14 protein-coding genes are annotated in these 12211 nt (G+C 53.3%); 1 reads left to right on the top strand and 13 read right to left on the bottom strand.

Annotation, left to right across the window (positions count from 1 at the left end):
* Positions 1 to 23 precede the first annotated feature (23 nt).
* From ACLJZ5_RS08550 to ACLJZ5_RS08495, 12 genes are all read right to left on the bottom strand, one after another.
* Positions 24 to 416 carry a DoxX family protein gene (locus tag ACLJZ5_RS08550; RefSeq protein ID WP_001592732.1) on the bottom strand — a complete coding sequence of 131 codons (393 nt, stop codon included), beginning with the start codon at positions 414 to 416 and terminating at the stop codon, positions 24 to 26.
* 247 nt (positions 417 to 663) lie between these two features.
* Complete coding sequence (locus ACLJZ5_RS08545) at positions 664 to 963, bottom strand: YqjK-like family protein (RefSeq protein WP_000095496.1); 300 nt, start codon at positions 961 to 963, stop codon at positions 664 to 666.
* A complete protein-coding gene (locus tag ACLJZ5_RS08540; protein WP_000785626.1) occupies positions 960 to 1358 on the bottom strand; it encodes a phage holin family protein in 399 nt (132 codons plus the stop codon). The genes ACLJZ5_RS08545 and ACLJZ5_RS08540 overlap by 4 nt, the downstream gene beginning before the upstream one ends.
* Before the next feature lie 2 nt (positions 1359 to 1360).
* The gene (locus ACLJZ5_RS08535; protein ID WP_000031219.1) at positions 1361 to 1666 is read right to left on the bottom strand and encodes a YqjD family protein; all 306 of its coding nucleotides are present in this window, start codon (positions 1664 to 1666) and stop codon (positions 1361 to 1363) included.
* 41 nt (positions 1667 to 1707) lie between these two features.
* Positions 1708 to 2076, bottom strand: coding sequence for a DUF1090 domain-containing protein (locus ACLJZ5_RS08530; protein ID WP_000877300.1), 369 nt, complete (start codon positions 2074 to 2076; stop codon positions 1708 to 1710).
* A gap of 144 nt (positions 2077 to 2220) precedes the next feature.
* Positions 2221 to 2604 (bottom strand): EnvZ/OmpR regulon moderator MzrA, encoded by a 384-nt coding sequence (gene mzrA / locus ACLJZ5_RS08525; RefSeq protein ID WP_000917516.1) that lies wholly within the window; start codon positions 2602 to 2604, stop codon positions 2221 to 2223.
* 3 nt (positions 2605 to 2607) lie between these two features.
* A complete protein-coding gene (gene yqjA, locus ACLJZ5_RS08520) occupies positions 2608 to 3270 on the bottom strand; it encodes a DedA family general envelope maintenance protein YqjA (RefSeq protein WP_000422143.1) in 663 nt (220 codons plus the stop codon).
* A 449-nt stretch (positions 3271 to 3719) separates the two neighbouring features.
* Positions 3720 to 4964 (bottom strand): serine/threonine transporter SstT, encoded by a 1245-nt coding sequence (sstT, locus tag ACLJZ5_RS08515; RefSeq protein WP_000235363.1) that lies wholly within the window; start codon positions 4962 to 4964, stop codon positions 3720 to 3722.
* Positions 4965 to 5218: 254 nt separating this feature from the next.
* The gene (locus tag ACLJZ5_RS08510; RefSeq protein ID WP_001098833.1) at positions 5219 to 6187 is read right to left on the bottom strand and encodes a TerC family protein; all 969 of its coding nucleotides are present in this window, start codon (positions 6185 to 6187) and stop codon (positions 5219 to 5221) included.
* 269 nt (positions 6188 to 6456) lie between these two features.
* A complete protein-coding gene (locus tag ACLJZ5_RS08505) occupies positions 6457 to 7455 on the bottom strand; it encodes a Gfo/Idh/MocA family protein (RefSeq protein ID WP_000617682.1) in 999 nt (332 codons plus the stop codon).
* 88 nt (positions 7456 to 7543) lie between these two features.
* Positions 7544 to 8236 carry a vancomycin high temperature exclusion protein gene (locus ACLJZ5_RS08500; RefSeq protein ID WP_000951045.1) on the bottom strand — a complete coding sequence of 231 codons (693 nt, stop codon included), beginning with the start codon at positions 8234 to 8236 and terminating at the stop codon, positions 7544 to 7546.
* Between the two features lie 151 nt (positions 8237 to 8387).
* The gene (locus ACLJZ5_RS08495; protein WP_000202966.1) at positions 8388 to 8885 is read right to left on the bottom strand and encodes a M48 family metallopeptidase; all 498 of its coding nucleotides are present in this window, start codon (positions 8883 to 8885) and stop codon (positions 8388 to 8390) included.
* Between the two features lie 85 nt (positions 8886 to 8970).
* On the opposite strand from ACLJZ5_RS08495, the gene rlmG reads away from it, so the two are divergent.
* Positions 8971 to 10107 carry a 23S rRNA (guanine(1835)-N(2))-methyltransferase RlmG gene (gene rlmG, locus ACLJZ5_RS08490; protein WP_000019989.1) on the top strand — a complete coding sequence of 379 codons (1137 nt, stop codon included), beginning with the start codon at positions 8971 to 8973 and terminating at the stop codon, positions 10105 to 10107.
* A gap of 80 nt (positions 10108 to 10187) precedes the next feature.
* Here the strand turns inward: rlmG and ACLJZ5_RS08485 are convergent, their stop codons facing one another.
* A complete protein-coding gene (locus tag ACLJZ5_RS08485; RefSeq protein WP_024797472.1) occupies positions 10188 to 12206 on the bottom strand; it encodes an NADPH-dependent 2,4-dienoyl-CoA reductase in 2019 nt (672 codons plus the stop codon).
* Positions 12207 to 12211: the final 5 nt, after the last annotated feature.

The following is a 12211-nucleotide window of genomic DNA, read 5'->3' as shown; positions in this document are numbered from 1 at the left end:
TTTTTTAATTGAGTATAGATTGCTTACCACTTTTTATTCAGCAGACGGTCAAGGCTGAACGCGCCAGGCCCGGTTAACGCCAGTAATAAGAATCCGCCGGCAATGGTCAGGTTTTTCATAAACATCAGCGAGTTTACACCTTCTGCAAAATTGCTATGGAAGATCAATGCCGTCAGCAACGTAAAACCAGCGGTGAAAAGCGCAGTGGTGCGGGTGAGGAACCCCAGCAGAATCGCCAGACCGCCGCCGAACTCAAGCAGTATGGTGAGCGGCAGCAGGAATCCTGGTACGCCCATCGCTTCCATATACTGCTGTGTGCCCGCATAGCCGCTAATTTTTCCCCATCCTGCGGTAATAAACAGAACTGGCATTAAAATACGCGCTATCAGTACACCAACATCTTCTAATTTTTTCATTTTATTCTCCAGGAGGCCGATTCGGCTGCTGCTGCTATTTTCATGAGCAATGGCGCGGTTTAGCGCGTCATTGTTATCGCTGGAGAGAATCATAAACGTGGCGTACAGGAATTGTTAGCAAGGAAAATTGCCAAATTTTTTCAAAAAATTTGAGTAATTGATAAAGGGACGATATGCATAAAAGTATCGCGCCACCAGGTGTAATCGGGCGATAACCTGATGGCGCGATGCTATAAAAGAAAAGATATTAACCGCGGAGCTGTTGTTGACGGAGGGTAGTTTTTACCAGGCGCCAGGCGCTCCAGATACCCAGGCCGCGTTTCGCCCAGCGTACCAACATATTAGGATGACGGATGGTCCAGATGGCCATTACGCTGCTACCGACCAGCGCCCAGGAGCGCAGGCTTAACACCGTATTCCAGCCGCGATCGTACGCGCCGGTGGTCTCCAGCCAGTCGCGACGGCTGGCGGACAGATCCAGCCGTTGCTGCTGGATCTGACTGAGAAGCAGCGCTTTACGTTTTTCGCGTTCGCCTTTGCTGCTCACGACTGATCGTCCTCCAGAATTTGCCGATCGTTAGCCAGTTCGTGCCGCGTATGGCGCAATAGCGTGGACTGACGCGCTTTGCGCAAAGTCCAGATGCCGCCGATTAGCGCAAGCACTAACAGCACAACAGTGGTAGCGATCATCGCGTTCAAACGGTACTGAGGATCGATAGCCCAGATGACCAGAACCATCAGGCTCATTAAGCCAAACGCCGCGAAGAGCATGGTAAGACCTACCATCAGCAAAAGCTGAAAGAGGTTCGCTTTCTCTTCTTCCAGTTCTACTACCGCCAGTCGCAGCCGGGTTTCCACCATCTCAACGATAATGGTGACAATCCGCTGCCCGATACCCAGTACGCTTTTGCCTGGTCCTTGTGCCTGTCGAGAGTCCGCCATAATTAACGACGCGTCAGCAGTACGCCCAACACCAGACCGACAGCGGCGCCAATGCCTACGCCTGTCCAGGGATTTTCGCGCACATAATCATCGGCGCGGGCGGCGGCGACGCGAGTCTGTTTGGCAATCACATCACCCGTTTCGCCCAGGCGGTAACGGCTCTCTTTCAGCGCGCGCTCGGCTTTGCTACGAATCTTACTCAACTCTTCTTTCGACTTTTCGCCCGAAGAGCTCAGCACTTCTTCAAGCGTATCGGTCAGGGATTTCAACTCAGCGCGCAGATGTTCCGTAGTGTTATCTTTCGACATAGTTTTCTCCAGGTGAGTGAGTATTTACATTCGGCGTTAATTTAGTAGTCTCTGGCCTCAAGTTTTTTTAGCTCATCCTGAGCCTCGGCCAGCTTACGTTCACGTTTGTCTATTTTATCCGCATCGCCTTTTGCTTTTGCCTCGGCTAAATCACGTTGGCGTTCGGCTACCTCTTCTTTTTGTTCAGCGACCTTTTTCTGATGCTCGGCGCGCAGCTTGCTGTCAGTACAATTGGCGCGTACTTCGCTGAGCGCCTTGTTCAGACCCTCAATACGGCGCTGATTGTTGTGCTTTTCAGCGTAGCTAATTTCCTTTTGTATATCCTGCTCTTTTTCCTGACAAAGCGAATTAGCGTAGCTACCGGCGCTAAGTGTAAAAAGCGTGATAGCCAAAGCGATGCGGTATTTCATTCCTGAACTTTCCCTTATGTTCGGACCCGTTGTCCGGGGCGGTGATCCCGATAATAACGCGGTGGGTTAAACACCGCTTTATTAATCATAGTCATTAAACAATGAAATCACCAAAGTGAGTGATATGATTCGGATTCCTGGAGGTTAGCCAAAGCGGTGTGAGCTTTCCCGTAAGCGGGACAGCCACTGTACCGTTTCGTTGTCATCGTCCTGCTGAGCGACGACATAACCGTGTGGTAACGTTTGATCAAGCACTGTTTTTGCTGCGGCGCTTTGCGCAGGGGAATCGAAGGTAATGAGCAACATGTCATTTTTAGGCGTAATGCTTTTAAAATGAATGCCGTTCGCATCCAGATGATGCAGAACTGAGAAGCCGTCTGGCATACTGGCGCCCTGGTTAACCGCGCGAATGGCCAGCGTCGACTCTTGCTGACGCAGCGTTGACCACGTCATCATGAGTATGGTCAGCATCAGTAGAAAAGCGCTGATCCAAATGAGTTGTCGGGCAGTTATGCGTGGTTTAAGCATAAGTTATCCCCGGCTCCCATACTTCTTTTTCCACAGCATGACCAGTGAACCCGCCAGGCCAAAAAAGAGCAGCACCACGGGCAGCAGCATCAGGCATGACATTAACTGATCTTCATACTTCATAAAGACGGGCGTTTTGCCCAGCAGATAGCCCAGCGACGTCAGGATAAGCACCCACAACAAGCCGCTCATCCAGTTGAAGAACTGAAAGCGCGCGTTATTCAGACCGGATATGCCGGCAATGGTGGGCAGCAGCGTTCTGACAAACGCGATAAAACGGCCTATCAATAGTGCCGACAGGCCGTGTTTATGGAAAAGGTGATGGGCGCGTTGATGATAATGTGCGGGGAGATGAGAGAGCCAGTTTTGCACGGTGCGGGTATTCCCCAGCCAGCGGCCCTGAATATAGCTGACCCAGCAACCCAGGCTGGCCGCGACGGTAAGCAGCAAAATGGTTTGTGGATAACCCATCGCGCCTTTGGCGATCAGCACGCCGACCAGGATCAACAGGCTGTCGCCAGGCAAAAAGGCGGCAGGGAGCAGCCCATTTTCCAGAAACAAAATCATAAATAACACAAAATATAACATGCCAATCATGGAAGGATTGGCCAGTGTTTCAAAGTCCTGAGCCCACAGGGCATTCAGCAATTGAGTCAGTAGTTCCATTCAGTATTCCTGGAGAATCGGTTAACGTCACGCCGGTGATCTGAGGTTTGCACTGCCGCAACAGAGTTGGAGTTTTTATCAGCGTTGCGGAAACGGCAAATTCGCGGCCTGAACTATTCCTTGTTAAGTTGTGAAGTAAGCAAGCACTAACACACAAAAATTCAAAATGCATCTAATTGTAACAAAGGTCAACGAAGTCCGTTATAGAAATTACGCGTCGTTGAGCTTTGATTTTGCTTATCGCAAAGGAGGGTGGCGAGAGGATTTACACAGGCTGACACTTTATACTGTACGCTGACCGAGCGCCGCGGCAGACGCCATCTACATATAACGTTACGCGAGGATGTCGCGCGTGAACATCAATTCGCTTTCCGTCACAGCCTATGGATTGGGAGATTCAGATCTATCGTTACGCCGGATGGCATACGCCATCCGGCATCAATAATCACTTAGCTACGCAAGGCGTTATTCGCCAGACGTTCGTCCTCTGCCTGGCAGGCTGCCGCAGTGAACAGAACATCGGTAGATGAGTTCAGCGCCGTTTCACACGAATCCTGCAATACGCCGATAATAAAGCCGACCGCTACTACCTGCATCGCGATATCGTTCGGGATGCCAAACATGTTGCACGCCAGCGGGATCAGCAGCAATGAACCGCCTGCCACGCCGGAGGCGCCGCAAGCACACAGCGAGGCCACCACGCTCAGCAGCAGCGCTGTAGGCAGATCCACCGGGACGCCTAACGTATGGACTGCCGCCAACGTCAGAACCGTAATGGTAATTGCCGCGCCGGCCATATTGATAGTGGCACCCAGCGGAATGGAAACGGAGTAAGTATCCCTGTCCAGATTCAGCTTTTCGCACAGCGCCATATTTACTGGAATATTGGCGGCAGAGCTGCGGGTAAAGAAGGCATAAACGCCGCTTTCACGCAGGCAGGCGAACACCAGCGGATAAGGGTTGCGACGAATTTTCCAGAATACCAACAGCGGGTTGACCACCAGCGCGACCAGCAGCATACAGCCAATCAAGACGACCAGCAGGTGCGCATAACCCCACAGGGTGGAGAAGCCGGTGGTTGCAAGCGTTGATGAAACCAGACCAAAAATACCGACTGGCGCGAAACGGATCACCAGTTTCACCATAAAGGTCACGGCGTTAGACATATCGTTCACGAGGTTTTTGGTGGTTTCATTGCCATGACGCAGGGCAAATCCCAGACCGACGGCCCACACCAGAATCCCGATATAGTTAGCGTTCAGCAGCGCGTCGATGGGGTTCGACACCATGCTCATCAGCAGACCGCGCAGGACTTCTACAATGCCGGACGGCGGCACGATATCTTGGGCGCTACTGGACAGATGCAGGGTTGAAGGGAAGGCGAAGCTGAACACAACGGCCGCCAGCGCGGCTGAAAAGGTGCCTAGCAGGTAAAGAAAGAGAATAGGGCGAATATTGGTTTTTTGGCCGTGCTGGTGGTTGGCGATCGAGGCCATTACCAGCATCAGCACCAGAACGGGGGCGACCGCTTTTAAGGCGCCGACGAACAGGGTGCCAAGCAAACCAACCGCTTCTGCCGCAGGCTTAGAAATCCATGCCAGTAAAATCCCCAGTACCAGACCCACTAAAATTTGTTTAACCAGACTGCCTTGCGCTAAACGCTGCAGTAGCCCTGATGCTCGTTGCGTAGCCATTTCATGTTCCTTGTATTGTGTTGCTGGTCATCTCCTGCACGCTCTTACGGCGCATCTTTCAGGATGTAACAAAGTGTTTGCCTGGTTGAGTATAAGGAAAGTTGAAGGTTCGGGAAGCGAAATATCCTGGATTTTTTGCTGTGATCATGTTTTATAACTTTATATTAACAACATTGTGACATGTTAAACAAAAACGCCCGACAGGTGTGCGCTGCCGGGCGTTTTTGACGGGGCAGGTTTACCCCGATAAAAGATTATTGCGCTCGTAGTTTCTTATCGCGCTGATGGTTAACCCAGGCGTTAATCACCAGCGTAATGGTCAGAATGCCAAACACTACGCCCAGCGAAATCGCGATAGGAATATGGTAGAAGTCGACGATCAGCATCTTAATGCCGATAAAGACCAGAATGACCGCCAGACCATATTTCAGCATCGAGAAGCGTTCCGCCACGCCGGACAGCAGGAAGTACATCGCGCGCAGTCCTAAGATGGCAAACAGGTTAGAGGTCAGTACGATGAACGGGTCGGTGGTGACCGCAAAGATCGCCGGAATACTGTCAACGGCGAAGATCACATCGCTGAACTCAACCATAATCAGCACCAGCAGCAGCGGCGTGGCATACAGCAGGCCGTTTTTACGTACGAAAAAGTGCTCGTTCTCGATCGTATCGGTCATGCGCAGATGCCCGCGCAGCCAACGCACCATCGGTTTTTCGCCAATGCCGGATTCGTCTTCCTTCGCCAGCGCCATTTTTACGCCGGTAAACAGCAGGAAGGCACCGAACACATACAGCAGCCATTCGAACTGAGTGATAAGCCAGGTACCGGCGAAAATCATGATAGTACGCAACACGATCGCGCCAAGAACCCCATACACCAGCACCCGGCGTTGCAGAGCCGGAGGGACGGAGAAATAGCTAAACAGCATCAGCCAGACAAAGACGTTATCTACGGCCAGCGACTTTTCAATCAGATAGCCGGTAAGGAACGCTAATGCCTGCGGGTCAGCAACTTCGCGCCCTTGCGTTTCAGCCAGATACCACCAGAAAGCGGCGTTAAACAGTAGCGAGAGCGTTACCCACAGGATTGACCATCCTGCCGCTTGTTTCATCGACATAGCATGTGCGCCACGGCGTCCCTGCAACAACAGGTCGATGGATAGCATTATCACCACAACAACCGCGAATCCACCCCATAATAATGGCGTACCAACAGTATTCATTATTTCTCCCCATGCAAAAAAAAACGGCTAACGCCGAATGGCATTAGCCGCTGCTTTTATGCATAGACCTTGCCATTCGGCAAGGTCTCACTTACAACAATAAAGGAATACGCTGACGCATTCCTTTATGGCTGCCCGGTGACCGGATGTGGTTTTGCACACATCGTAATGACGATCGACCGGCAATGAAGTTACTCCCCTTTGCGCGTAACAAAGTATGACAGGCCACGCGTAGAGTCAATGACCTGTAACATATGATTTACTTAATTTTACGCAGTAAGGGGATGGGTCAGATCGTCCGCCGGGAAGATGACCCCGGTTTGACGGCGTATTTCTGTCAGCCATTTTGCCGTGGCGCGACTTAGCGACAACCCCGGATGTTCCACGGCGTGGTTTTCAATAAGCTGGGCAAACGCCCCGGCTTCATACAGCATGGTATTAATATGCTGAGGCTGGGTCAGATCCTGCATCAGCGCGCCGCGCGGCGCAAAACACACTTTCTGGCATTCCGACAGCTTTTCAATGACCAGCGATCCCCTCTCGCCCTGAATTTCACTGGCCAGTACCGAGTCGCTGACTTTGGAATGCTGTAGCGTGACGCTAAAATCGCCGTAATCCATAACCACGACGCCGTGCGCATCTACTCCGCTTTCCAATAAATTCGCCGACGCCTGAACGCTGCGCGGTTCGCCCCATAGCGCGATCGCCGACGCCAGACAGTAATACCCGATATCCATAATCGAACCATTGGAGAAGGCCGGATTAAATGTATTCGGATTTTCACCGTTCAGATAGCGCTGATAACGTGAAGAGTACTGGCAGTAATTTAGGAATGCTTTATGCATTCTGCCGATTTTCGGCAACGATTCCCGCAGCAGCAGGAAATTGGGCAGGCAGGCGGTTTTAAAGGCTTCAAACAGTACCCGCTGATTATCGCGCGCGCAGGCGATAGCGGCATCAACCTCCGCCAGGTTAGAAGCCAGCGGCTTTTCGCACATGACATGTTTTTTATGCTGCAAAAAGCGCTGCGTCTGGGAGAAATGCAGGGAATTCGGGCTGGCGATATAAACCGCCTCAATCGCGTCGCTTTGCGCCATCGCTTCCAGCGAGGTAAACAGATGCTCGACGGGATAATCATTTGCGAAAGACTGCGCCTGTTCAAGACTACGGGAGTAAACGGCGGCGAGCCTGAATTTGCCGGTTTCATGGGCGGCGTCGACAAACTGGCGCGTGATCCAGTTAGTCCCAATTACAGCGAAACGTATCATAAACGTCAGCGGACTCCAGAAAGGGATTTTTCGTCAATGTAGCACGCCTTTCCGCCCTTGCCAGTGCGCTGCGACGCACTCTGGCATTTTACTGGCGAGAAGGGCACCCGTGTGCGCTATCAGCCCCAATAGTGACGCCAGCGCCCAGATATTTAGGCTGACGGTGCAAAATTTTGGCATCCAGCACCGCGCTAACCCGCGCCAGCTTTTCCCGAAGTCGTGTGTAGGTTCCGTGCCTTTTATTTAGATCCGGCGCGTTAACGCCGATAGCGTCAATGCCATATTGTTGCGCCAGCCAGATCGCCCGTTGATTATGGAATGCTTGCGAGATAATCGTAATGCGGCTTTCGCCAAACACTTTCCGGGCGCGAACTACGGAGTCCAGCGTGGAGAATCCGGCATAATCACAAAAAATGGCCGCTTCCGGCACACCTTTCGCTATCAGCGCCTGCTGCATCGCCGAAGGTTCATCGTACTCTTTTTTGCCATTATCGCCGCTGACTAACAGCCACTTCACTTTACCGGCGTGATACAACGCGGCGGCAGTATTAATCCGCCGGGTAAAATACCGATTGCCGGGTTTCGCGCCTAACACCAGCCCGACGTTGCGGGCGGGAACGGTCTGAATGTCATTCCATGTCAGATGCTGTGAGGCGTTGACGATAAGCCAGTTGGAATAGAAAAGCGCGACGCCTGCTGCGACAAGCAGAAAGCACGCCACTGTTAACGCCCGGCGTGTAAAACAGAGGCGGCGGATAAAACGGGCACATTGTGAGAGCATGGTTGTTGCGCGGTTCCGTTGGCGGTGGATAAAAAATACCCTCTACAGATCGTCATCCTTGACGTGGCGGCAGGCAATGAGCGAAATGCGAACGCGCCGATTTTATGCCCACGCCGTTAAAAAGATACGGGGGAAGGGGCATTTTCAGAATTTATTGTGCCGACAGCGCCTGATGCGTCAGCCACAGTCGCGTATCAAACTCCAGTTGATGGTACTGCGGTTCCATATGGCAGCAGAGCTGATAAAACGCTTTGTTATGATCTTTCTCTTTCAGGTGCGCCAGCTCGTGAACCACAATCATCCGTAAGAATGGCTCCGGAGCGTTGCGAAACACGGTAGCGACGCGGATCTCCGCCTTTGCCTTGAGCTTGCCGCCCTGAACGCGCGAGACAGCGGTATGCAGTCCCAGCGCATTTTTCAGCACATGGATCTTGCTGTCATACATCACTTTATTGATGGGCGGCGCATTGCGCAGAAACTGACTTTTCAGTTCCTGAGTATAGTGATATAGCGCTTTGTCAGTGGCGTAATCATGCGCGCCGGGATAACGTTTTTCCAGCACCGCTCCCAGGCGCTGCTCGGCGATTAAGGCGCGCACCTGGGCAAGGAGATGTTCCGGATACCCCTGAAGGTAAGTTAGTGAGGTCATCAAAGCTCCATGTTGCTGATAAAAAGTGTATACTCACGCACCCTTTTCAGGGATAACGCCGCAATTTTACCATTCAGGAGGCCTAATGAGCCACGTAGACGACGGTTTCCGTTCACTGACGCTGAAACGTTTTCCGCAAACGGATGATGTTAACCCGCTTCTGGCGTGGGAGGCGGCCGATGAGTATCTGCTGCAACAGTTGGATGAGACGGAAATTCGCGGCCCGGTGCTGATCCTGAATGATACGTTTGGCGCGCTAAGCTGTGCGCTGGCGGAGCATTCGCCATACAGTATTGGCGATTCGTATTTAAGCGAACTGGGTACGCGAGAGAATTTACGCCATAACGGCATCGCGGAGTCCAGCGTAACGTTTCTCGACAGTACCGCTGACTACCCGCAGGCGCCGGGCGTGGTATTGATTAAGGTACCGAAAACGCTGGCGTTGCTGGAACAGCAGTTACGCGCTTTACGTAAGGTCGTTACGGCGCAAACGCGTATTATCGCCGGCGCGAAAGCGCGAGATATTCATACCTCTACGCTGGAACTGTTTGAAAAAGTGCTGGGCCCAACCACGACGACGCTGGCGTGGAAGAAAGCGCGCCTGATTAACTGTACCTTCAGTCATCCGCAACTGGCCGACGCGCCGCAAACGCTAAGCTGGAAACTGGAAGATACAGGCTGGACGATTCACAACCACGCGAATGTGTTTTCTCGTACCGGATTGGATATCGGCGCGCGCTTCTTTATGCAGCATTTGCCGGAAAACCTCGACGGGGAGATTGTCGATCTCGGCTGCGGCAATGGGGTGATTGGCCTGAGCTTACTGGCGAAAAATCCGCAGGCGAACGTGGTATTTGTCGATGAATCGCCGATGGCGGTAGATTCCAGCCGTTTGAATGTAGAAACGAACCTGCCGGAAGCGTTCGAACGCTGCGAATTTATGATCAACAACGCGCTCTCCGGCGTGGAGCCGTTCCGTTTTAACGCTGTGTTCTGCAACCCGCCGTTCCACCAGAAACATGCGCTGACGGATAATATCGCCTGGGAGATGTTCCATCATGCCCGCCGCTGCCTGAAAATCAACGGCGAACTGTATATTGTGGCGAACCGCCATCTGGACTATTTCCACAAGCTGAAGAAGATTTTCGGTAATTGCGCGACGATAGCAACCAACAATAAGTTTGTTATTTTGAAAGCGGTGAAGCAGGGACGTCGTCGATAAGGCGCTCAAGCGTCATACCGGCCTATAAAACCGGTATGACGGCGTAAGCCCGATAAGCGCAGCGCCATCAGGCAAAGTCGTTAAATATCCAGCGCCAGTCGGGTGCCCTGGGCAATCGCCCGTCGGGCATCCAGCTCCATCGCGACATCGCATCCGCCGATAAGATGTACCGTTTTACCTGCGGCGCGTAACGGGTCCGCCAGCTCGCGGCGGGGTTCTTGTCCGGCGCAGATCACCACATGATCCACTTCCAGCAACTGCGGTTCGCCGCCGATCAAGAGATGTAATCCGTCGTCGTCGATCTTCTGGTAACTGACCGCCGGGATCATCTTCACGCCGCGCGCCAGTAACGTCGCGCGATGGATCCAGCCGGTGGTTTTACCTAACCCTTCGCCCGGCTTGCTGGCTTTGCGTTGCAGCATGACGATTTGCCGTGGACTACGTGCCAGGCGTGGGCCTTCCGGGCGCAGACCGCCTGCCTGTTGCAGGCTGGTATCAATTCCCCATTCCGTACAAAATTCAGCAATATTTTGGCTGGTGGATTCGCCGTGCTGGCTCAGATACATGGCCGTGTCAAAACCGATCCCGCCGCAGCCGATGATCGCCACTCGTTTACCAACCGGCGCCTTATCGCGCAATACCTCCAGGTAGGTCAATGCCTTTGGATGATCAATACCGTCTATCGGCGGGCGTCGCGGTACTATTCCGCAGGCGAGGATCGCTTCGTCAAAGGGCTGAAGATCCTCTGCGTTCACCCGTTGGTTCAGTTTCAGCGTAACGCCAGTAACATCGATCATTCGACGGTAGTAGCGCAGCGTTTCGTAAAACTCCTCTTTACCCGGGATCTGCCTGGCGATAGTAAACTGACCGCCAATTTCACTCTGGGCGTCAAACAGCGTGACATGATGGCCGCGCGACGCGGCGTTAATTGCGAAAGCCAGCCCCGCCGGGCCTGCGCCGACAACGGCCAGATTCTTTTTGCGTATGGCCGGCGCTATCGGCATGTGGGTTTCGTGACAGGCGCGTGGGTTCACCAGACAGGAGGTCACTTTGCCGATGAAGATCCGATCCAGACAGGCCTGATTACAGCCGATACAGGTGTTGATCTCATCTGCGCGTCCGGATTGCGCTTTAGTCAGGAATTCGGCATCGGCAAGGAAGGGACGCGCCATCGACACCATATCGGCATCGCCGCGCGTCAGGATCGTCTCGGCGACCTGCGGATCGTTAATGCGATTGGTCGCGATCAGCGGAACCGACACATGACCTTTGAGTTTCCGCGTCACCCAGCTAAAGGCGCCACGCGGTACTGGCGTGGCGATGGTCGGGATTCGCGCCTCATGCCAGCCAATGCCGGTATTAATTAGGCTTGCGCCTGCGGCTTCAATGGCTTGCGCCAGTTGTACCGTTTCGTCGAACGTGCCGCCATTTTCCACCAGATCGAGCATCGACAGGCGATAGATAATAATAAAGTCGTTCCCTACCCGCTGGCGTACCGCGCGTACTACCTCAACCGCGAAGCGCATACGGCTGGCATAGTCGCCGCCCCATTCGTCATCGCGATGGTTAGTTCGCCGCGTGAGAAATTCATTAATCAGATAGCCCTCTGATCCCATCACCTCTACGCCGTCGTAGCCTGCTTCCCGCGCCAGTTGCGCGCAATGCGCGAAGTCGTCGATTAACTGCAAGATTTCATCATGCGTCAGTTCATGCGGCATAAAGCGGTTGATTGGCGCCTGAATTGCCGACGGCGCGACCAGGTGCGGCTGATAGCTGTAACGTCCGGTGTGCAGAATTTGCAGCGCGATTTTACCGCCTTCCGCATGTACGGCATCGGTCACCACGCGGTGAGGCGTTAACTGGCTGGCATCGTTCAGCATCGCGCCGCCGGTCATCACGACCCCGGAGGGAACGGGCGCAATACCGCCGGTGACGATTAACGCTACGCCGTGTCGCGCGCGCTCGGCATAAAATGCCGCCAGGCGCTCGGCGCCATCAGGATGTTCTTCCAGACCCGTGTGCATCGATCCCATCAGCACGCGGTTTCTGAGAGTAGTAAAGCCCAGATCGAGCGGGGCGAACAGCGATGGGTAGCTCATAAGCG

The organism is Salmonella sp. 5800 (assembly GCF_046558195.1).
In the GTDB taxonomy this organism is placed as follows: Bacteria; Pseudomonadota; Gammaproteobacteria; order Enterobacterales; family Enterobacteriaceae; genus Salmonella; species Salmonella enterica.
This window is presented reverse-complemented; position numbering and strand designations above follow the sequence as displayed.